This is a genomic window from Flaviflexus sp., assembly GCF_041440645.1.
GTDB lineage: Bacteria > Actinomycetota > Actinomycetes > Actinomycetales > Actinomycetaceae > Flaviflexus.
The window spans coordinates 46,518-67,521 of sequence record NZ_JASDVN010000051.1 but is presented as its reverse complement, the minus strand read 5'-3'; the positions used below and the strand labels follow the sequence as shown (position 1 = coordinate 67,521).

General features: G+C 60.8%; 19 protein-coding genes, 1 pseudogene and 1 riboswitch. Of the genes and pseudogenes, 7 read left to right on the top strand and 13 right to left on the bottom strand.

Annotated elements, in window-relative coordinates; all coding sequences use genetic code 11:
* The first annotated feature begins 261 nt into the window (after positions 1-261).
* From QMB98_RS07750 to QMB98_RS07730, 5 genes are all read left to right on the top strand, one after another.
* Entirely contained in the window at positions 262-975 is a 714-nt protein-coding gene (locus QMB98_RS07750) for a hypothetical protein (protein WP_371685131.1), read from the top strand.
* A 153-nt stretch (positions 976-1,128) separates the two neighbouring features.
* A complete protein-coding gene (locus tag QMB98_RS07745) occupies positions 1,129-1,656 on the top strand; it encodes a general stress protein (protein WP_371685130.1) in 528 nt (175 codons plus the stop codon).
* 88 nt (positions 1,657-1,744) lie between these two features.
* Entirely contained in the window at positions 1,745-3,076 is a 1,332-nt protein-coding gene (locus tag QMB98_RS07740; protein WP_371685129.1) for a DUF4921 family protein, read from the top strand.
* A gap of 76 nt (positions 3,077-3,152) precedes the next feature.
* Positions 3,153-3,467, top strand: coding sequence for a multidrug efflux SMR transporter (locus QMB98_RS07735; RefSeq protein WP_371685128.1), 315 nt, complete (start codon positions 3,153-3,155; stop codon positions 3,465-3,467).
* Positions 3,464-3,829, top strand: coding sequence for a multidrug efflux SMR transporter (locus tag QMB98_RS07730; RefSeq protein WP_371685127.1), 366 nt, complete (start codon positions 3,464-3,466; stop codon positions 3,827-3,829). The genes QMB98_RS07735 and QMB98_RS07730 overlap by 4 nt, the downstream gene beginning before the upstream one ends.
* A gap of 148 nt (positions 3,830-3,977) precedes the next feature.
* Here QMB98_RS07730 and QMB98_RS07725 read toward each other — a convergent pair whose 3' ends face one another.
* Complete coding sequence (locus tag QMB98_RS07725) at positions 3,978-4,652, bottom strand: hypothetical protein (protein WP_371685126.1); 675 nt, start codon at positions 4,650-4,652, stop codon at positions 3,978-3,980.
* Positions 4,653-4,893: 241 nt separating this feature from the next.
* On the opposite strand from QMB98_RS07725, the gene QMB98_RS07720 reads away from it, so the two are divergent.
* Positions 4,894-5,709, top strand: a complete 816-nt coding sequence (locus QMB98_RS07720; protein WP_371685125.1) for a glycerophosphodiester phosphodiesterase family protein — start codon at positions 4,894-4,896, stop codon at positions 5,707-5,709.
* On the opposite strand, the gene QMB98_RS07715 is transcribed toward QMB98_RS07720, so the two are convergent.
* The 10 genes from QMB98_RS07715 to QMB98_RS07670 form a co-directional block, all read right to left on the bottom strand.
* Complete coding sequence (locus QMB98_RS07715) at positions 5,666-6,514, bottom strand: ABC transporter ATP-binding protein (protein WP_371685123.1); 849 nt, start codon at positions 6,512-6,514, stop codon at positions 5,666-5,668. The two genes, QMB98_RS07720 and QMB98_RS07715, sit on opposite strands and share 44 nt — an antisense overlap.
* Entirely contained in the window at positions 6,511-8,136 is a 1,626-nt protein-coding gene (locus QMB98_RS07710) for an ABC transporter permease (protein ID WP_371685122.1), read from the bottom strand. Before QMB98_RS07710 ends, QMB98_RS07715 begins: the two co-directional genes overlap by 4 nt.
* Positions 8,133-9,119, bottom strand: coding sequence for a thiamine ABC transporter substrate binding subunit (locus QMB98_RS07705; protein WP_371685121.1), 987 nt, complete (start codon positions 9,117-9,119; stop codon positions 8,133-8,135). Before QMB98_RS07705 ends, QMB98_RS07710 begins: the two co-directional genes overlap by 4 nt.
* Positions 9,120-9,167: 48 nt before the next feature.
* Positions 9,168-9,269: riboswitch (TPP riboswitch) on the bottom strand.
* Positions 9,270-9,527: 258 nt separating this feature from the next.
* Positions 9,528-9,782, bottom strand: coding sequence for a DUF4235 domain-containing protein (locus QMB98_RS07700; RefSeq protein WP_371685119.1), 255 nt, complete (start codon positions 9,780-9,782; stop codon positions 9,528-9,530).
* Between the two features lie 23 nt (positions 9,783-9,805).
* Positions 9,806-10,198 carry a monovalent cation/H(+) antiporter subunit G gene (gene mnhG, locus QMB98_RS07695; protein WP_371685118.1) on the bottom strand — a complete coding sequence of 131 codons (393 nt, stop codon included), beginning with the start codon at positions 10,196-10,198 and terminating at the stop codon, positions 9,806-9,808.
* Entirely contained in the window at positions 10,191-10,592 is a 402-nt protein-coding gene (locus QMB98_RS07690; RefSeq protein WP_371685117.1) for a monovalent cation/H+ antiporter complex subunit F, read from the bottom strand. The genes mnhG and QMB98_RS07690 overlap by 8 nt, the downstream gene beginning before the upstream one ends.
* Positions 10,589-11,224 (bottom strand): Na+/H+ antiporter subunit E, encoded by a 636-nt coding sequence (locus tag QMB98_RS07685; protein WP_371685115.1) that lies wholly within the window; start codon positions 11,222-11,224, stop codon positions 10,589-10,591. Before QMB98_RS07685 ends, QMB98_RS07690 begins: the two co-directional genes overlap by 4 nt.
* Positions 11,221-12,792 (bottom strand): Na+/H+ antiporter subunit D, encoded by a 1,572-nt coding sequence (locus QMB98_RS07680; protein WP_371685114.1) that lies wholly within the window; start codon positions 12,790-12,792, stop codon positions 11,221-11,223. The genes QMB98_RS07685 and QMB98_RS07680 overlap by 4 nt, the downstream gene beginning before the upstream one ends.
* Position 12,793: 1 nt before the next feature.
* A complete protein-coding gene (locus QMB98_RS07675) occupies positions 12,794-13,267 on the bottom strand; it encodes a Na(+)/H(+) antiporter subunit C (protein ID WP_371685113.1) in 474 nt (157 codons plus the stop codon).
* Positions 13,264-16,308 (bottom strand): Na+/H+ antiporter subunit A, encoded by a 3,045-nt coding sequence (locus QMB98_RS07670; RefSeq protein ID WP_371685112.1) that lies wholly within the window; start codon positions 16,306-16,308, stop codon positions 13,264-13,266. The genes QMB98_RS07675 and QMB98_RS07670 overlap by 4 nt, the downstream gene beginning before the upstream one ends.
* Before the next feature lie 137 nt (positions 16,309-16,445).
* On the opposite strand from QMB98_RS07670, the gene QMB98_RS07665 reads away from it, so the two are divergent.
* A complete protein-coding gene (locus tag QMB98_RS07665; protein WP_371685111.1) occupies positions 16,446-18,635 on the top strand; it encodes a (Fe-S)-binding protein in 2,190 nt (729 codons plus the stop codon).
* 177 nt (positions 18,636-18,812) lie between these two features.
* Here the strand turns inward: QMB98_RS07665 and QMB98_RS07660 are convergent, their stop codons facing one another.
* Both QMB98_RS07660 and QMB98_RS07655 read right to left on the bottom strand, forming a co-directional pair.
* A complete protein-coding gene (locus QMB98_RS07660) occupies positions 18,813-19,940 on the bottom strand; it encodes a hypothetical protein (RefSeq protein WP_371685109.1) in 1,128 nt (375 codons plus the stop codon).
* 429 nt (positions 19,941-20,369) lie between these two features.
* Positions 20,370-21,004: pseudogene (locus QMB98_RS07655) on the bottom strand (hypothetical protein); the annotation flags it as partial.

Sequence of the window (21,004 nt, the reverse complement as noted above, 5' to 3'; positions counted from 1 at the left end):
CGTTTCATGCCACGACGCGCAAAACGCCCGCTACACACTCAATTATGAAGAGCCATATTGGTTCCTTCGTTAATTCGCACTTTTCCCTGATGTTTCGTGGCATTTAATCGACCATTACGAACGAATGGGTAGTGATGACCATTGGAGAGATACCTCTATGCATGTAGTCGCTGGTAGTTTCAGGGACATCGTAAGTCTTGAACTCATTCACCCTTGACCTGCGTTTCAGCCCATCACCGACCACTGACCACGGAGAAAACAATGAAGAAATCAGTCCTTCGCACCAGCACTCTCGGAGTTGCACTCGCCATGACACTCGCAGCATGCGGCGGCGGCAATGATGAGCAGACCGAAGAAACGACAGAAGCAACGGTCGAGGAGCAGGTCGACGAACCCACTGACGTGGAAGAGACCGAGTCCGAAGAAGCAACTGAAGACGTCGAGGAAGAGACCGAGGACACCGAAGCCACGGACGAAACCGACGAAGACACGACCGAGGATGGCGACGCGACCCCTTCCGAGGGTGGCACCCCGGTAGAGATCAACGCCGAGTTGACCGACCCCGAGACTGGCGACACCATCACGATCGTTTCCGCGCTGCGTGACGTCCCCTCGGAGCGCGACGCGAGCTACATCGAGGACGGCGGCGAGGTTGTTTACCTCGAGATCTCGATTGAGGCAGGCGACCAGTTCGGTGGCGCCATCGGCACCAACGACTTCTACATCCTGTACGACGGCGAAGAGGATCGCGCGAAGGGAACTCTGCGTGACGAAATCTCTGCGCAGGGCCTTGAGCCGCTCGAAACCTTCGCGCGCCGCGACGGTAGCTCCGGCAACCTGTGGGTCGCATTCACCGTTGAGGGTGAGCGTGCGGACACCTACACCGGTGCCTACATTCGCCCCGAGACCGAGATTCTCGGCGAGGACGAGGTTCTGCCCGAGTTCCGCGGTGAGTTCACCATCCCCGCTCCGTAAGTCCCAGGTAGATAGCGGGCTGTTGTCAAACAGTTGGCAGGCTGTTGCCATGGTGGGGTGTGGTCGCCTTTGATCACACCCTACCGCTTAGCCCCCAGGTAATTCCCAGCTAACGCAAATAGTGGGTACAGTTGTCGCTTTTAGAGTGATCGCATGGACGATATGACAGGAAACTCGGCAGACTTGCAGCGACACAACGGCTTCGCCAACGGTGGCTATGAGACCGATGGCACCGGATCGGGTGCCTCGACCATCAACTACCGTGTCCTGACCTCGGTTCGGTCCTACCCGGAAGCCCAGCATCACGTTGACACGCTTTCGGATGCTGGATTCCCTGTCGAGAACGTTCGCATTGTTGGACTTGGCTTGGAAACCGTTGAGCAGGTGACCGGTCGCATGACCACCGGCAAGGCCGCATGGCGGGGTGCTCTTGGTGGCGCCTGGTTCGGCCTCTTCCTGGGCCTCATCTTCGCCATCTTCGTTCCGGTTATCGTCTGGCGGGTCATTCTTTTCGCCATGGTTCTTGGTGGCATCTTTGGAGCCATCAGCGGCGGCCTTGAGCACGCGATCCAGGGCGGACGACGAGATTTCCGAACAATTTCAACGACACGAGCTTCCACGTACGAAATTCACGTGGTCTCCGGTCTGGTTGAGGAAGCCAGCCGAATCCTGCGCCTCTAATACGAGAGCGCACCTAAACAAGTGGCCAGCATCCGGTTTTTTCTGCCTCCTTCCCGGATGCTGGCCACTTAACGTATACGCTGGAAACATGGCACAGTCTCAATTCTCGCAAGCCGCTCCACTGACGAAGATGGCCGACGGAACCGTGAAGCAAGTCAATCCCTTCTCTGGGACAGAGGTTTGGACAGTCCCGGGCCGTGCGAACAGGCCGCTCACTCTTGCGAACCCGGATCCGGTGCCGATCAATCCCGAGAACCACGGCAAGCATTGCGCATTTTGCGCGCAGCGAGTACTCGAATCCCCGCCCGAAAAGACCCGCATCATCACCAAGGAGAACGGGCCCAAGATCCTTGCCTCGACCTCGGTTGATGATCTGACGAGGCCCTGGGAGTTCCGCAGGGTTCCGAACCTCTTTGAGATCCTCTCCTTCGATTACTGGCGCAAGAACTACGGCTTCGAGCTCCCGAGGGAAGCGGCTGAGCGCCGCGACCGCTACATTGCCGACCCCGCTGGCAAGGCTCACGTGCTCAAGGTCCTCCAGACCAAGGCCGCGGCCTCGGGCAAGGACGTTGAGGAATGGAAGAAGATCCCCGAGGCTGAACGTCTTGCCGAAGCCGATGCGTTCTTTGGTGGCGGGCACGACGTCATCATCTCCCGCAAGCACTTCGTTGACGGCGCGGAGATGACCAACCAGCTTGCTGGTTCCGGCACCCTCACCCCCACGGAACACGAGTGGTACATGAGGTTGACGATTGAGGCCATGAGGGACCTCTACGCCTCCAACCGGTACGTGCGTTACGTTCAGGCCTTCCAGAACTGGCTCAAGCCCGCTGGCGCCTCCTTCGACCACCTCCACAAGCAGCTCGTGGCCATCGATCAGCGTTCCGCCAATATCAACTTTGAGATCTCGAAGGTCCGCGACAACCCGAACGTGTACAACGAGCTCGCGGTTGACTACGCGGGATACCAGAACCTCATCGTCGCGGAAAACAAGCACGCTGTTGCCTTCGCCGGTTTCGGCCACCGCTACCCCACCCTCGAGGTGTACTCAAAGTCAGCCGAGCCCTCCCCGTGGCTGCAGTCCACCGACGAGCAGCGCGGCATGTCCGACCTCCTGCACGCCATGCACGTGGCAACGGGCCCCGGGATCGCAACGAACGAGGAATGGCACCACCGCCCCATCGATGTTGATATGCCGATGCCGTGGCGCATCGTCCTCAAGTGGCGGGTCTCCACCCTCGCCGGTTTCGAGGGCGGATCGAAGATTTACGTCAACACGATCGACCCGTGGACGCTCCGCGACCGCGTCGTTCCGAAGCTTCTCGAGGCCCGAGCAAACGGCGAAATTGCTTCATCGATCAACATCGCGACCGAGTGCAGCTTCAAGGTGAACTCGCTCCGCTACAACCCCTACCTCTAAGAAACGTCAAGGATTCCCTCCGGACCGTTTGGTGCGAGAGGGATCTTTGCTTGAGAAAGACTCGTATCGAACCGTCGTGGACTGGCTAGTTCTCTTCACATCAGGGCTGTTTGAGGCCGTGTGGGCGACCGCGTTGGGCCGCTCGAACGGCCTCCGCAGGTTCGTTCCTTCCATTATCTTTGTCGTGGCCTCGCTCATTTCCCTGGCCGGTCTGGCGTGGGCGATGAAGACGATCCCAACCGGCACCGCCTACGCGGTGTGGACCGCCATTGGCGCCGTCACAACAACCGCCTGGGCATTGGCGACCGGTGCCGAGAAGGCCACGACCATGAAGATTCTGTGCCTGCTCGGTATCGTTGCCTGCGTCGTGGGATTGAAGGTGAGCGCGTGAATCCCTGGCTCATCCTCATCCTTTCCGGCGTGCTCGAGGCGGTCTGGGCGACCGCTCTCGGAGCCTCCCACGGCCTTTCCATCCTCGGTCCTTCGATCGTGTTCTTTGTTGCCCTCGTGCTCTCAACGGTCGGCCTTGCCCTCGCCATGAAGTCCATTCCCACGGCAACCGCCTACGCGGTGTGGACGGGAATTGGTGCGAGCCTGACGGTCGTGTGGGCGATGATCACGGGAACCGAACCGTTCTCCGCCCTTCGCTTCACTCTCATCACCATCCTCATCCTCTGCATCATCGGACTCAAGATCAGCGAGGGAAGCGACAGTGGGACGACGGAAAGCACCGACTCCCCGCAGGGAACCTAGCCAGCTCCGTCTCTCTACTCATTCTCTCGTCTCTTGCTGACACATCGCTGTCTTTGATCTCAAACTTCTGGATGTTGGTTGGATCCCCAGGCAACGGCGTGCCCCCACTCTCGTGGGGGCACGGTACTACTGCAAGGAGGGCTAACGGCTACTGGCGGCGGTTGCCGCCTCCCGTGCCGTAGTCCTGCCAGAGGAACTCGGGCACCTTCTCGCGGAACTCGTTGCTGACGCGAATGTAGTGGTCGACGGATTCCTTCTCGAGCCTGCCGACTGCGTAAACGTAGAGCCACCCGCTGCTGACAAAGAAGTTGACGTCCATGTTCCTCATGAGCCACTCCTGCATGGAGTGAGCGAGGAGCGCATGCACGAAACGGTGGTCGTTGCTCGAGATCTTCCACGCCTTGTTGAACTCTTCCCACTCGGTCTTGATGTCCCGATTGAACATGTTGTTGAAGACCGTTTCCTTCTCGATCCTGGCTCCCTGAACATTGAGCCCGAGGGGACGCATGATGAGCTTGCGGTAGTAGGTCGACGTCTGCTGGTCCTTGCCGCTTCCGCTTGTTTCGGTCCAGACTGCGGTTCCTGCGTAGAACGGAACATTGTTGTCACGGCCCTCGAACACCATCTGGAAAGTATTGGAGTCGCGACCGCCTTTAACCGCCTGGACTGCTTGGCGAGCAAAGGTCGGATGCTTCTTGTGGTACGTCCACCCTCGATCCGTCGCGTAGAGCTGGTTTTCTTCGTTCTTCTTCTTTTTTGCGTACATCTGGTAAGCACCGATAGCGGTGATGGCCACGAGTCCAAAGATGAACAAGACTTCCATGGTTTCCTCCTAATGGCGAACAGGTCCCGATAGGTATCAGAACTCAAGGTCAGCCTTCATAATCCCACGATCGACGATCCCCCTGCACGATTCTCACCGGGGAGGGCCACCCAACCAGGCGAGCTCTGAACGTGAATGGCAGAGTTGCCCCGAGTGAAGTTTGACCTTCAGCAAGATAAACACTTCGTTACCGATTGGTCAGGAACATTTCAGAGACGGGCACGGGATCTACACTGGAGCCGTGAGCTTACCTTCGGTGCTTCATCCGTCCCCGGCTCCCGGACAGGTGCTTCCCTGGCGCCCGGGAGTGACTCCGCTAGTCATTGCGCACAGGGGTGGATCCGATCTGGCTCCGGAGAACACGCTGGCCGCGTTTGATCAGGCGGTTCGGCTCGGAGCCACCATGCTGGAAACTGATGTTCAACTGACCGCCGACGGTGTTGCGGTTGCCTTCCACGACGAAACTCTCGATCGAGTGACGGACATAACCGGGGAGATCCGCAACTACACTCTCGAGGAGTTGCGGCGTGCCACGGTGTTTGGTCCCGGTGGCCAGGTGGGAACCATCCCCACCATGACGGAGCTTCTTGATGCTTTTCCCCACATGCCGTGGGCAATCGACCTGAAGAACGGCGATTCGATCATTCCCCTCGTTCAGGCCATCAACCAGACCGCGAGCGCCTCCCGCGTCTGCGTCGCCCACTCGTGGGATTCGTGGCTGGATCGGGTTCGTGAACTCACGAGCCCGCAGTTGCAGCGTTCGCTGGGGTGGCAGAGCCTCGCCATCCTCATTGCCTGCGCGAAGTCCGGGATCAAGCCGCCGCCGAACCTGGTGACGGGGTCCTGGGTGCACATCGGATGGCGTCCCGGTGGCATCTCCCTCATGAAGTCGAAGAAGTTTTCCGATCGGCTCATCAGCATGAGTCACGACCTTGGTATGGGGGTGCGCGTGTGGACGATCAACAAGGAGAAGCGGATGACCCGGCTTCTCGATCAGGGCGTGGACGGGATCTTTACTGACCGTCCCGATCTTGCTCTTGAGCTCCTAAGGGCTTGATTCGGAGCCTGACGCTACCGCCTGTCACGTAACCGGGGATCACCACATCCTCCGGAAGCGTCACCTTTGTGCCCTCGCACGTGGATTCCACGACCTCAGCATCCACCACGAGGCTGCTGCCAAGGAAGTGGCTGACCGCCGCAGTTGGGTGGGAGAGCAGCTCCTCCGGGGTCGCGACCTGGACGAGCACACCCTGGTCCATGATGCCGACCCGGTCGGCTACGGTGAATGCCTCGTCGTGGTCGTGGGTGACGTAGATTGCGGTGGCGCCAGCCTCCTTGAGGATTGCGCGCAGATCGTTCGAGAGCCTCTCTCGCAGGACGCGGTCGAGCGCCGAGAGCGGTTCATCGAGCAGCAGGACACTCGGACGCGGCGCTAGGGAGCGTGCGAGGGCAACGCGCTGGGCCTGACCACCCGAAAGGGTCGTGACAGCCCGCTCCCCCATCCCCTCCATCCCGACGAGGCGCAGGAGCTCGCCTACGCGAGCTTGGATCTCCGCCTTGGGTTTGCCTTTGAGCCCGTACGCGATGTTGCCGGCGACGGTGCGGTGGGTGAAGAGCTGAGCGTCCTGGAACACCATGCCGATGTTACGCTGATGGACGGGAACCCCTTGCACGGACCGGTTGTCGACAAGGATCTCTCCCATAGCGGGTTCGAGGCCCACGACCCCCCGTAGCAGGGACGACTTGCCGCATCCGGAGGGACCGAGGAGGGCGAGGATCTCTCCCGTGTCGACAGTGAGGTCAACGTTGTTGACCGCGACCATCTCCCCGTACCTGACTGTCAGGTTCTGCACACTGATCACTGTGGGTCCTTTCGTGCGGCCTCGGCGACCGCCATGATCGTTGCCGCAAGGAACGCCAGCACAACCGCGCCCGCCATCGCCATCCCGTAGTTGTGTTCCCCGGGCCTGCCGAGCAGACGGACGATGATGACCGGGAGGGTTTGGGTGTCGGGGCGGGCCAGGAACGAGGTCGCGCCGAACTCGCCCAGGGAGGTGGCGAATGCGAAGCCGATGGCGACGCCGATGCCACGGAGCAGGAACGGGCCATCGACGGTGGCAAGCACCCGCCACGGGGAGGCACCAAGGGTTGCCGCGGCCTCACGCCTGCCCGGCGCAATGGCCTGGAGCGTTGGGGTGAGGGACCGCACCACGAGAGGCAGCGCCACAACGGCCTGCGCAATGGGGATGAGGAGCGGTGAGTTCCGGAGGTCAAGGGGTGGGGAATCGAGAGCGATGGAGAAGCCGAAACCGACCGTCACGGCGCTCACCCCTAGGGGAAGCAGGATCGCTCCCGACAGGATTGACTGACCTGTCTGCAAGGGTCCGCGCACGTTCCGCGACAGCACGAGGGAGAGCGGGATTCCGATGAGGAGGGCGATGATCGTTGCCTCAAGGCCGATGCTAAGGGAGTTTCCGATCGCCTCGGTCACGGTCGCACCGCCTGCGAACCCCTGTCCCGGGGTTGCGAGAAGCCGGTAGTTCTCGAAACTCCACTCCCCACCTACTTGAAGGGAACGCACCACGAGGGTGAGGATCGGGGTGGAGATCAAGGTGAGGATCACGGTCGCCGTGAGTGCCACGACCGGGATGTCGCCCGTGGAGATTGGGGTGACGTGGCGGCTGCGCAGGTTGAGCCTCGTGGCGGCCTTCCTGCTCAGTCGTTCGCTCACGAGCAGCGTGATGATGACGATGACGACCTGAAGAATCGACAGGATCGCGGCGGTGCGAACATCGAGGTAGGACTGTGCCTGCCGCCAAATCTCCGTTTCGAGTGTGCCGTAACCGGGTGAACCGAGGGTCCTGATCAGCCCATAGCTGGTGGAACAGAACAGGAACACGATGGCTCCGGCGGAGGCGATCGCCGGAGCAAGCTGGGGAAGCGTGACGGTCAGGAAGGCGCGGCCCTTGGAGGCCCCAAGGGTGCGGGCCGCCTGCACGGCTCTCGGGTCGAGGCTCTGCCACATGTTGCCAACGGTTCGCACCACGACCGCGTAGTTGAAGTAGATGAGGGCGAGAACCACGGCGGTGAGTGTCTCATCGAATCCGAGGAACTCGAGTGGGCCACCCCGGCCAAGAAGCGCACGGAACGCGACACCGACGACAACCGTGGGCAGGACGAACGGGATGGTTGCGAGGGCGCGTGCCGCTTTCTGACCCGGGAAGGTGATTCGATACAGAACGTACGCACCGGGCACACCAAGAAGAATCGCTCCCGCAGTACCCAGTGCCGCCTGGTAGAGGGTCTGCCACACGACCTTCCAGGTGTTGGGGGTGGTGAGCACCTCCCGCAATACCGAGAAGTCGGCCCTCCCATCCCACACTCCCAGGGTCAGCATGGAGAGGGTGGGATAGAGGAAGAAGACGCCAAGGAACGCGACCGGGATGATGACGGCCGCGCTCCAGGCGCTCTTCCACAATCTCACGGCAGGTCCGCGAAGGTATCCAGCCAGGTGCTCCGATCAATCGATTCAGGGTCAACGATGATGGGGGTGTCGGACAGGCTGGCAGATTCCTGCCATTCGGCCGGCAGCTCCACCGAGTCATCAACCGGGTACATGTACATGGACTCGGGCAGGCCCGCCTGCACGTCCTCGCTCAGCATGAAGTCGATGAACGCCTGAGCACCCTCGGGGTTCCCGCCCCCCTTGATGACGCCAGCGTACTCAACCTGGCGCACGCAGGTGTCGGACATGTAGGTCGTGCCGGGAGCCGCTGCGGGGCTGGACGAGTAGGACAGCACCAGCGGGTAGGGACCGTTGCCATCCGCTCCTGAGAAGTCCGCGTAGTACGCATCGGACCAACCGCTCGAGACCCTGGTGCCACCGTTCAGAAGATCGCTCCAGTAATCTGTCCACTCATCCCCGTAAACCGCAGTCGTGGCCGCGAGGAAGGCGAAACCGGGTGAGGATGCTGCCGGGTCGATAACAGCGAGGAGTTCCGCGTACTCGGGCTTTCTCAGATCATCAATGGAGGCCGGTGGCGTCATGCCCTCCTCCTCAAACCATGCCGAGTCGACGTTGATGCATACATCGCCCTGATCGATCGGGGTCAAACGATCGTCAACAACGATGTCTTCAGCCGATGCTGGCAGGCTCTCCGACGTGTAGGCGTCAAGAACGTCCTCATCGAGAACCGTGCCAACAATGAACGTGTCCAACCCGTACACACCATCTGCCACCGGGTTGTCGCGGTTGAGGATGAGCTGGTTGACGAGCACACCCCCATCGCCCGGGGCGATGGTCTGTAGCTCGTATCCGCTTTCTTCCTCGAATGCGGCGATCTGTTCGTCACTCAGCACGAAAGAGTCATGCGTGAGAATCGTGACGGTCTGTGCCTCGTCCTCTCCCGAGGTTCCACAAGCCGCAAGTAGTGACATCGCTGCCACAGCACCAAGTGCTTTCTTCATGTTGTCCTCCATATAAGTGGAGGGGAAAGCTTCGCCCTTTGGCGAGAGCTAGAGAGATTCCCGACTTCCTTCGCCGGTGCTAACCGGGCAGGTTCGAGGGTCTGCATGTCATTGCACTCTCAGCGCCGAAGCGCTCCCCTGTCGTATGTCCTATGGTAGGACATTCTGCGCGGATTGCTAATTCATCCAATCTGCAAGACCAGAGCCAAGATCAGAGTGGAAAGAGGAGCACATGGCAGGCATGCTGGCCTGCTGGATTGCCTGCTGGTCAACGGCAACGCCATCTCTGCCTTTGCGAAGAAGTTCTTTTTCAGAGCGTGATAGGTCCTGTCAGGAGTGCATTTCCTGACAGGACCTATCACGCAAATGTTTGATGTGTCGCAGACTCAGTCTGCTGGTGTTACCGGATTAGGAGGTAACCGACTTGGCTCCCTTGCCGTACATCTGGCTTGCCTTCCTCATGACGAGGTTGTGGATGACGGTGCGGGTTGCGCCAGCAACGACCGAGAACACCACCATTTCCACCAGGTTAGCCTCGAAGTCGTCCTCATCCGGCGCGTTGTGACCGGTGGCGAACTGCCAACTCTTCTCAACAACCTGCTTCGCGAGGAAGCCAGCGATCAAGCCTCCGCCGGTGCTGACAATCTTCCATCCAATATCCATGCCTCGTCCTTTCGGTGTTAGGGCTAGTCGGAATTCTTCTTTGTCTTCTTCGGTCCGATCTCGAGGTCCAGGCGAGTGGAATCAATATCGTCACCGAGTTCGTCAACAACTAGATCTTCTCGGACAATACCACCGGTACGGTATCCTGCACGACTGATCATGTGAGCCGAAATTGGGGCGGTAATGAACTGGAAGGCAATGATGAGGAGAGCGGTCCACGCGAGCACCCCATCGCGCACAATCATCGCCATGCCGCTCACGGCGAGAATGAGGCCAAGTACCTGAGGTTTGGTGGCCGCGTGCTGGCGGGACAGCAGGTCGGGGAAGCGGTTGACCGCGATCGCGGCAACAAGCACCAGCCCACATCCCAGCACGAGCAGGATCGAGCCAGCAACGTCAAGGATGTCGTTAAGCATCGCTCTTCCTCTCTTCTTCGTTGACGGCGTCGGGGTTGTGGACCTCGTCGTCATCATCGTCGGCACGGACCTTCGCGTCGGCAAGAATCTTCGCGACCTCATCCTTCGTCAGGATCCTCTTATCGGCCGTGGGCTCGTGAGCCACGAAGCGAGCGATCGTCGTGGAACCAATGAAGCCGACGATCGCGAGGATGACGAGCACGGGCAGGAGATCCGAACGCCTCGTCAGAGCCGAGATGGTGACCATGGCAGCGAGGATCGTCGAGGTGAAGAGGTCCACTGCGACCATGCGGTCCAGCATGCTCGGCCCCTTCGAGACGCGAATGACAACACCGACGGCCGCGAGGAACAGCATGATGCCGCACACCCATGCGAGAACTTCGAACAGAGTCATGACTGATCACCTGCCGCAGGCGCGTAGGGAACGGGAAGCATCTGCCCCATGGTCGAGCCAGGAACGAACCCGGCGTCAATCAGCTGATCGTGCGAAGCGAAGGCCCGCAAGATCCGCTCCTCCTGATCCAATACCTCCTGATGGGCCGCCTCAAGACCGCCCGCAATATCCACGTCAAACACGTGAATGTAGAGGGTTCCGGACGATGCGTGAGCATCGACCACGACAGAACCGGGAACGAGGGAAGTCATGCCGGCCGTGGCCGTCAAGAACACGTCCGAGTGTGCCCTGGTCTGGACTCGAATGACGGCGCCACGGGGCTTCTTGCCGCGCAGGGCGTAGGACGAGATCTGGATCGAAGCTCGCACGACATCGATGAGGAACACGACAACGAAGCGAATGAGGGCCTTCGGCCTGAACCTCCCGTCGAAGGTTGCCGCGGGCAAGGGGGTCAGGGTCGTCAGGAGCAGGGCAAGGAGGAAACCGGACACGATGTTGCCGGCCGAGATGTCGCCCCACAGGAGCACCCACACGATGGTGAGCCAGATAAGCATGCCGGCGGTGGCGTGCGGGAACCGTCCCGGCCGGTTCGTGGCGCGTCGGATGGAGGCGCGTGCACTTGATTCTTTCACTCGCTGACCTCCTCAACGACAGTTTCCTCGTCGTCAGTTCCGTTGTTGGCTTCGTCTTCGGATTGCCCGGTGCCGCGGCTGCCGTCGGGGAAGACCGCAACAATGTAGGGACCGCGCCGCTCGAGTTCAACAGCCGCCTTTTCAGCGTAACCGTAAATCGGTCCCGCGAATGCCGCAATACCCAGGGACATGATGACGAGCGAAGCTGCAGCTCCGTACATGCCCGCCGGGATCTTCTTCGACTCGAGCTCCTCCTCGGCCTCCTGCCAGAACGCGAGATTCCATGCACGAAGGACCGCGTACAGGGTCAGCAGCGAGGTCACGAGACCGGCACCAATGAGCCACCAGTCAATGGTCTGGCCGGACTCGGCGGATGCTCCAATGAGGCCGACCTTGCCGAGGAAACCAGTCATGGGTGGGATGCCAGCTAGGCCAAGGGCGGGGATGAGATAGAGGGCGGCAATGATTGGTGCCGTCTTTGCGATCGACCCCAGGTTCCGCAGGGATGTTGTGCCGCCGTGGCGTTCAATCAGACCCGCCACGAGGAACAGTGCCGTCTGCACCGTGATGTGGTGGATGACGTAGAAGATCGTGGCAGCGAGGCCCGCCTCGGTCGAGATCGAGATGCCCCAGATCATGAAGCCGATGTGGGAGACGAGAGTAAACGAGAGCATACGTTTGATGTCTCGCTGCGTGACCGCACCCAAGATGCCGACCACCATGGTTAGGATCGCCAGCACCGACAGGATCGTGTCGAGCCTGCCCGCGGGGAACAGGAGCACCTGCGTGCGGATGATCGCGTACACGCCGACCTTGGTCAGCAGGCCAGCGAACACGGCCGTCACGGGTGCCGGGGCCGTTGGGTAGGAGTCAGGGAGCCACGCGGACAGCGGGAAGATCGCGGCCTTGATGCCGAAGGCGACCAGCAGCATCGCCTGCAGGGCGAGGCTCACGCCCGGATCGATCTCCTGCAATCTTGTCGCGAGGTGAGCGAAGGAGAGCGTACCCGTTGCCGCGTAGGTCATGGCGATGGCGACGAGGAAGATGATCGAGGACAGCATCGACACGACCACGTACACGGTGCCGGAACGGATCCGCGTTCTCGTACCACCCATCGTGATGAGCACGAAGGAGGCAGCAAGCAGGATCTCGAAGCCCACGAACAGGTTGAAGAGGTCGCCCGTGAGGAACGCGTTCGACACGCCCGCCGAAAGAATGAGGTAGGCCGGGTGATAGACGGCGGTCGGGGCCGCTTCCTCACCGTCCTCAACACCCTGAGCAAGGGAGTAGATGAGAACCGCCAATGTCACCGCGACAGAGACGATGAGCATGAGGGTGGAGAGCCGGTCAGCAACAAGGGTGATACCAACGGGTGCGGACCATTCACCAACGTCGAAGACGAGCGGACCGTCCTGCGCCAAGTACACGAGGGCGGCAGAGACCGCGAGGGAGATCGAGAGGATCGTGACGGAGATGATCCACTGCACCCTGCGCCAGTTCGAGAAGGCAAGGGTGATGCCAGCACCGAGAAGGGGCAGAACAACGGGAATACCAACAAGCCAATTCACGTCACTTCACCTCCACGTTCTGGTCGTCCGAATCATCGGTTTCGTCATGGGTTTCTGCAACGGCATCGTCAATGAATGCCTGTTCGTCACGTTCCAGACGCGCATCCCTTTCCGCCATCACAGCGAGTCTTCTATCTTCAATGTCGTCCTGAACCTCGTCGTTGCCATCGAGCTGCCACGAACGATATGCGAGAGCAAGCATGAACGCTGTCGTACCCATCGTGATGACGATGGCGGTGAGCATCATCGCCTGCGTCAGCGGATCCGACATGGATTCCGGATCCGACTGACCAACGATCGGGGAGTTACCTGCGCGACCACCAGCGATCAGGAACGCAATATTCACGCCGTTGGACAGCGCCGAGAACCCGAGAATGATGCGGGAGAGTGAACGCTCGAGGATGAGGTAGACACCAACACCGACAAGGACGGCGCAGAGGAAAACGAGGGCGAGGGAAGGGGAGGTGTCGATCATTTCATGCCTTCCTTCGCTTCGCGCAGAGTCACTGCTTCCTTTCGACGGTCGTGCTGAGGGGTCGGGATATCCATTCCATCATCGTCAAGGCCCTCCACCTCACCGTGGCGATCAATCTCGGCACCCATGGAGCGCAGGATCTCGAGAACGAGACCAATCACCACGAGGTACACACCGATGTCGAAGATGACAGCAGTTGCGAAGTGAACATCTCCGAAAACTGGGAGCGTGAAGTCGAAGACCGCGCTCTGCAGGGTCGTGCCGCCCACGAGGATCGGAGTGAGTGCCGCGAGGGTTGCCACAATGAGACCCGAACCCATGAGGATTCCCGGGTGGAGGGGCAGGGCGGCACCGAGCTCGTAGCGCCCGCCCGCCAGGTACCTGAGCACGAGGGCGATGCCCGCGAGCAGGCCGCCGGCGAAGCCACCGCCGGGCAGGTTGTGGCCGGAGAACAGGAGGAACAGGGAGCCGATGAGCATCGTGTGGTAGACGAGCCTTGTACCGACCTCGAGGATGACGGAGCGGCGCTGGGGCGCGAGAGTGTTCGCGGCCGGGAGCCACAGCTTGCGGCGCCCCGGAGCCAGGAAGTGGTGCGATTCGGAGTACTCGGCGGCCATGGCCTGCTCCTGCGAACGGTTCACGAACGCCTGCGTCGTCTCGTCGGTCTTGAGGCGCCACACGCTGTTCTTCTGTCCGGGGCGAGCAATGTTGCGGAGCGGGTCGATCTTGGCCTTCCTGTCACGGATGAACAGGAGGGAGGCAACGCCGATGGCACACGAAACGAGAACCGAGATCTCACCCATCGTGTCCCACGCACGAATATCAACGAGGGTCACGTTGACGATGTTCTTGCCGTAGCCAAACTCGTAGGCTTCGGTTGCGAACGCATCGGAGATTGGCACGTGCTGGCGTGCGTTGGCTGAGATGAAGGCGAACCCTGCCACGCAGACACCAACCACGGCACCGAGGCCGGCACGGAACCAGCGGGACGTTGCCATCGGGCGGTTCGAGAAGTAGGCGGGGAGGCGGCGCAGCACAAGAACGAACACGACGAGGGTGATGGTCTCGACCAGGACCTGGGTGAGGGCAAGGTCGGGTGCGCCGTGCAGTTCGTAGATGAGGGCAACGCAATATCCGGAAAGGCTGAGCAGAAGCACGGCCTTGAGCCTGCGTCGGGCTCGCGCCGCTAGGAACGCCGAGGCGGCCGCAATGATGACAACGAGGACCTGCCACGCGTTGTCGAACCATCTGTAGTTCAATTCCAGGTTGGTGCCACCGAAGATCAGTGCCAGCGTCCCGGCAAGCGCCGCCGTGATCAGCGTGATCGACAGGTACATGGGCTGGGAACCGGACTGGGTACGCGCCGTCACGTCACCAGCAAAGAGCTCCAGGTTGACGATGATCCTGCGGTAAGCGCCTTCCGCGGAGAACGGCACCGCAACCTTCCGCTGAACTCCCTCAACGGGCCTGCGCAAGGCGAAGAGGAGGATGCCGAAGATGATGATGATGCCCGTCATGATGACCGGCAAACCGAAGCCCGCCCACAGGGTCAGGTGACCGGGTTCGCCCGGGTTCTGGTTGGCGTGACCAACGAGGAGGCTCTCCCACCAGGAGGGGAACAGGCCAAGAGCAAGAGAGGCAGCCGCGAGCAGGGCGGGAGGGGTCGTGATGAGGCGGGAACGGACCTTGAGTTCCGTCGGTTCCACACCCGGCTTATCCCAGAAGCAGCCCCACCAGAAGCGCAGGCCGTAGGCGAGAGTAAGGATGGATCCGAGAACGATGATCCAGGCAACCACCATGTCCGTCGTATCGCCGTGAGTCAGTACGTGCAGTGCGGCTTCCTTGCCGACATAACCGGCGAAGGGCGGGATGCCGGCCATGGACAGCACACCGATGCCTGCCGTGATGGCGAGGACCGGGCGGCGCCTGCCAACTCCGGACAGCTCGCGAAGGTCACGGGTACCGGTCGACCAGTCGACAATGCCGACCACGAGGAACAGGCAGGACTTGAAGAGCGCGTGGGCCGTGAGAACGGCAAGTCCTGCGAGTGCCACCTCGGCGGTCCCGTAGCCGACGAGGACCATCATGAAGCCCAGCTGGGAGACGGTGCCGTAGGCAAGAACAAGCTTCGTGTCGTTCTGGCGCAGGGCACGGTAGCCGCCGAGAAGCATCGTGAAGAGGCCCGCGGGGAGGATGATCCACTGCCACACGCTCTGGTCGGCAAAACCGGGAGCCAGCCTCGCCACGAGGTAGACGCCAGCCTTCACCATGGCTGCCGCGTGGAGGTAAGCGGAGGTCGGCGTCGGTGCCGCCATGGCCGCGGGTAGCCAGAAGTGGAAGGGGAAGATCGCGGACTTGGAAAGCGCACCAACGAGGATGAGAACGATAGCCGTGGCGACATATCCCGTGCCGATTCCGTTCGGCGCCCCATCAAGCAGGGTGCCGTTCGCTCCGGCCTCAACCAGCTGAGTGAAGTTGTAGGATCCGCCCGGGAGTTCCCCGAGCAGGATGATGCCGCCGAGCATGGCGAGGCCGCCCGTGGTGGTCACGATGATGGCTTCCATGGCGGCGCGGCGAGAGGCACGCCTATCTCGGTAGTGGCCGATGAGGAGGAAGGAGAAGACCGTCGTGAGCTCCCACATGACGTACATGATGAGAGTGTTATCGGTTGTGACGAGGCCAAACATGGCGCCGGCGAAGGCAACGAAGAAGCCGGCAAAACGGCCGAGACCGGAGGCTTTACGAGAGAAGTATCTCGCACAGTAAACAAGAACGAGAGTGCCGACGCCCGTGGCGATGAGCGCCATGATCCACGAGAGGGTATCGAGCCGGAAGTCGGCGACAAGACCAAGTTCCGCAACCCACGTCCAGGATTGTTCAGGGTATTCACCGTTCAGAACCTTGGGGCCTTGCGCAATGGTCCAGATGAGACCTGCGAGGGGAACGAGAGCTGCGACGAAGAATCCTTCACGGCCCAGCCATTTCATCACCAAGGGCATCACTAGAGCCACAATCATGAATGAAATGAATATCTGAACCATTCACACTCCCCACATAGTCCCCCATCGATCTTAACCGATGCTTCCCAGGCTTCCATAGCCACTTCCTGCACGTCTTTAACTTGTTTGACTGAACAGGCTATTTTTGAGAGAAGAACATTCTCCTTCGAAAGGCCGCCGTGTTCCCCTCCTGGTCACTCATCATCGCCGGCATCATCTGCCTCGTTTCCTTTGGAATCTTCGCGCAAGGTCTCTGGCGAATCATCACGGTTACGCGGATGGGAACACCCGCTCCGGGCAGGCTCACACCGGTCGGTTCTCGCCTTTGGCTGACAGCGAAAGAGATCCTTGATCACTCGAGTTTCAAGAACCGGCCGTGGATCAAGGTGGCGCACTGGTGCGTCATGCTGTCCTTCCCGGTCCTGTTCTTCACCCTCATCACCGCCTTCATGCAGCTCGCGAACCCCGCATGGTCTCTCCCGATCATTGCCCACTGGGCGCCCTGGGAATGGTTGACCGAGATTCTGGCGTGGGCGGGACTCATTGGCGGCCTCTACCTCACCTGGGTGCGCACAAGGACGGGACGCTCCTCGCAGCCCACGGACACCCTCGAGAGCGGTGACGGGGTTCCCCGCACCTCCCGCTTCTTCGGTTCGTCCAACTGGCAAGCTCGTTACGTCGAGTTCACCATCGTTGGTGTCGTCACCTGCGTTCTCATCATTCGTGCCGCCGAGTACGCCTACCTGCAGGGAAGCCCCCTCGCCACCCTCGCACACTTCCCGACCACGGCCTGGCTCGGATCCCTCATGACCGGCCTCTCGCTCGACACCCTCGGCTGGATCATCACGATCACCGCGGTCATCAAGCTCGCGCTCTCCCTCTCCTGGCTCGTTGTTATCGGTCTCGTGCCGTCCATGGGCGTTGCCTGGCACCGCTTCCTCGCCCTCGTCAACGTGTACGCACAAACCAACGTTGATGGTTCTCCCGCACTCGGCGCACTGCCCGACCTCCTGGTTGATGGCAAGCCGCTCCGCATGGACACGATCGAGGAGCTGGACGAGGATGCCAGCCTCGGCATCAACTCGGTCTCCGACATTTCCTGGAAGGGCCTCCTCGACACCGCGACGTGCACGGAGTGCGGTCGCTGCCAGGACCTGTGCCCGGCTTGGAACTCGAACAAGCCGCTCTCCCCCAAGCTTCTTGTCACGACCGTCCGCGATCACGCCTTCGCCTCGGCTCCCTTCGCCAAGGCGGCGATGAGCATGGAGGAGGCGCACACCGGGGATCTGCTTGGTGCCCTCATGGAAACCGGTGCGGCCGGGGAATCTCCCGAACGCGGTCCCGATGCTCCCCTCGTTCCCAACGTCATCACTCCCGACGTCCTGTGGGCTTGCACCATGTGTGGCGCGTGCGTTGACCAGTGCCCGGTCGACATTGAGCACCTTGACCTCGTGGTCGGCCTGCGCCGCCACCAGACCCTCATGGAATCCACCTTCCCGGCCGAACTCGGCAAAATGTTCACGGGCATGGAACACAAGGGCAACCCGTGGGGTCTGAACCCCCGCAAGCGACTCGACTGGGCCAAGGGACTCGACTTCCCCGTCCCTCAAATCGGACTCGACGTGGAAAGTGCGGAAGAGGTCGATTACCTGTTCTGGGTTGGTTGCGCGGGTGCCTACGACGATCGTGCCAGGAAGACCACGGCAGCTGTTGCGGAGCTCCTCCACACCGCAGGCGTTTCGTTCGCGGTGCTCGGGGATGGTGAATCCTGCACGGGCGATCCAGCGCGCCGCGCCGGAAACGAAGTTCTTTTCCAGATGTTGGCTGCGCAGAACATTGAGACCCTCAACGAGGTTGGTGCCACGAAGATCGTTGTCTCGTGTGCGCACTGCTTCAACACGATCGCGAAAGAATACCCAGACCTCGGCGGCACGTACGAGGTCATTCACCACACTCAGCTCCTCAACAGGCTGGTGCGAGACGGCAAGCTCACCCCGGTCCCGCCCTCACCGGAGGAGCGAAAGTCCATCACCTACCACGATCCCTGCTTCCTCGGCCGTCACAACAAGGTCTACAACGCGCCCCGCGAGCTTCTTGGTGATGTGAAGGAAATGGAGCTCAACCGCGAGCGCGCCATGTGCTGTGGCGCGGGTGGCGCGCACGCCTTCTTTGATGACAAGAACGGCGAATCGATTAGTGGCATGCGTACCCGTCAGGCCATGGCAACCGGAGCGGAAGTCATTGCGACAGCATGCCCGTTCTGTACGACGATGCTGAACGACGGTGTTCGCGGCGAGAAGGCGGACATCGAGGTCAAGGACGTGTCTCTGCTCCTGCTCGAGGGCGTGAAGCGAGGTCAGGCCCAGTAGGCAGGAAAGCCAGATTCGAACTCTTCATGGTTGTGGGAGGAACGGATAACCGTTCCTCCCACGCTTTTCAACTCAGTTCTCGCTTCTCACTCAGATCTAACTTCTCAAGTCAGTGCTCGATGCTCTGGTCTTTCGAAGCCTGTTCCCGCTGTTTCCGAGCGGGAACGGGTCACCCGACTAGAAGTCTCCGGTCTGCTCCCTGAGCTCGCAGGTGCCGGCGGCGTAGTCGGTGCGACCACCGCAGGTGTAGGCGAGGTCCTCGTACTCGGATCCGATAGGTGAATCCCAGTACAGGTCGTCACAGGCCGCCATGTCGCCACCCTCGCAGGCGTCGTACAGAGCGTCGAGCTCGGGGTCAGAACCGTAGGCGTTGTTGGTGCTGAAACTGTTGTTTGCGCCATCGCACGAGCCCCACGACTGTGATTCGGTGCCTCCGCAGGTCGAACCGAACTCTTCGTACTCGGATCCGATGGGGGAATGCCAGTACAGGTCGTCACACGCCGCAAAGTCCCCGGCCTCGCAGTCGTCCCAGTAGCCATCGAGCTCAGCGTCGGAACCGTAGGATCCTTCACCGCCAGTGCCGGACGTCGTCGTGGTCGGATCGGGTTTGGGATCTGTAGTGGTTGGGCCCGGATCCGTGGTCGGGGGCTCCGTCTCGTCCGTCGTCGGATCCGGATCCGGTTCAGAGACGGTCTCTGTCGCGGTCGTAGTTTCCCCGCCGTCGGCCTCATCATCGCCGCCGCCACCGATAACACCGGTTGCGAAAAGGATGCCAACAATCACGGCTACCACAACGATCACAGCAAGAACGATCCATGCAATGAACGGACCCTTGCCCTTCTGGGGAGGCTGACCATAGCCACCATCACCGCCGTAGGGAGGCTGTCCGTAACCGCCGCCGTACTGGCTGCTTCCGTAGCCACCTCCATACGTGGGCTGTGAGGGCGGATAGGAGTTCGGCTGGCCCTGGCCGTACTGCCCGCTACCGTAACCCTGGCTCTGGTTGTAGGCACCATAGGACTGTGTACTGTTGGGGTCGTATGAGGACTGACCGTACTGGCCCGATCCGTACGAGCCATCTCCCTGCCCATAGTTCTGAGACTGGAACTGGGCCGTCGAGTTCGGGTTGTAAGAGTCCTGGCCGTACTGTCCCGCCTCGGGAGCACTACCGGCCTGGAACTGCTGAGTGTCTTGCTGGCCCCACTGCTGCTGTGCCTCGTTCGCAGATCCAGCACCGGACTGCCATTGATTCTGATTCGGGTCAGCGCCGTCCTCGGGACGGCGCCCTTCATGGTTCTCCGACATGTCATTTCCTCCGCTTCACCTGCACTCAGGGCAGGTTCGTGGGTCAAGTTCATGGCCAGGATACAACGGTTAACCAGCCCGAACGCCGCGAAGCTACGAATATCCTGATAGAAATTCGGGGAGAGGTTCCCTTAAATCCTTCGAGGCCCGAGCGTGCCCTCTTGCTGTCGCGATTCAACCCGCTGAATAGCGAGCGGGCACCACCCAAACCAACCACAGCAATAGAGCTAACCGTGACAGTGGTGAAAGCTCATCATGGTCAAAGCAAGGTAGAACAGAGTCGTGATCCTCAGCAGAGGGACTCAGTCCGCCAATCTCTATGCAACTCTCACGTTTCCCTGTCTAGCTGCCTCGTTCAAGAACACCTCGTTCAAAAACAAAGAGGCGAGGCCCGGTTAAAACCGGACCCCGCCCTCGCATTGTTTAGCCTTACATCAGCTCAGACATGCAGGACTGAGCCGCCCTCTCAACAGCACTGTTTTCGTCAGTGTTCATGTCGACAAAGCGGTCACCATCGGCGATTCCTTGCAGGGTCTCAACCCTGAAGTCCTCCTCGTCGTAGATGCCATCGACGATGCAGGCGTAGAAATTGTCGAGAGCTTCGCTCGAGATCCCGATACTCTGCATGGTCTCAGTATCCAGACCTTCCTCCACGAGGATGGAACTCAGGCCCTCCTGGACCTGTTCCTTCGACGGCTTGCCATCGCTTCCTCCTTCGCCACCGAAGACGCCAGTGGCGAAGAGGATGCCAACAACGATGGCGACGACAACGACTACCCCAAGAACGATCCAGCCAACCATCTTCCCCTTGTTGCTCTGGGGAGGCTGACCGTAGCCGCCATTGCCACCATAGGGAGGCTGGCCGAATCCACCGCCGTACTGGCCACCAAACTGACCACCGTAGCCGGGCTGCCCGGAGGGGTTCACACCCTGCTGGCCCTGGTTGTACTGGCCGCCACCGAAGCTCTGACCCTGCTGGTTCTGGTTCGGGTTGTACTGGCCCGCCTGCTGGGCACTTGCACCATAGGGCACCTGACCGTAGTCCTGACCATACTGCCCAGCCT

Bases quoted from the DNA above. Each gene is read 5' to 3' on its own strand.
- QMB98_RS07750 (WP_371685131.1), top strand. From the start codon at position 262: ATGAAGAAATCAGTCCTTCGCACCAGCACTCTCGGAGTTGCACTCGCC.
- QMB98_RS07745 (WP_371685130.1), top strand. From the start codon at position 1,129: ATGGACGATATGACAGGAAACTCGGCAGACTTGCAGCGACACAACGGC.
- QMB98_RS07740 (WP_371685129.1), top strand. From the start codon at position 1,745: ATGGCACAGTCTCAATTCTCGCAAGCCGCTCCACTGACGAAGATGGCC.
- QMB98_RS07725 (WP_371685126.1), bottom strand. From the start codon at position 4,652: ATGGAAGTCTTGTTCATCTTTGGACTCGTGGCCATCACCGCTATCGGT.
- QMB98_RS07705 (WP_371685121.1), bottom strand. From the start codon at position 9,119: ATGAAGAAAGCACTTGGTGCTGTGGCAGCGATGTCACTACTTGCGGCT.
- QMB98_RS07700 (WP_371685119.1), bottom strand. From the start codon at position 9,782: ATGGATATTGGATGGAAGATTGTCAGCACCGGCGGAGGCTTGATCGCT.
- mnhG (WP_371685118.1), bottom strand. From the start codon at position 10,198: ATGCTTAACGACATCCTTGACGTTGCTGGCTCGATCCTGCTCGTGCTG.
- QMB98_RS07690 (WP_371685117.1), bottom strand. From the start codon at position 10,592: ATGACTCTGTTCGAAGTTCTCGCATGGGTGTGCGGCATCATGCTGTTC.
- QMB98_RS07675 (WP_371685113.1), bottom strand. From the start codon at position 13,267: ATGATCGACACCTCCCCTTCCCTCGCCCTCGTTTTCCTCTGCGCCGTC.
- QMB98_RS07670 (WP_371685112.1), bottom strand. From the start codon at position 16,308: ATGGTTCAGATATTCATTTCATTCATGATTGTGGCTCTAGTGATGCCC.
- QMB98_RS07660 (WP_371685109.1), bottom strand. From the start codon at position 19,940: ATGTCGGAGAACCATGAAGGGCGCCGTCCCGAGGACGGCGCTGACCCG.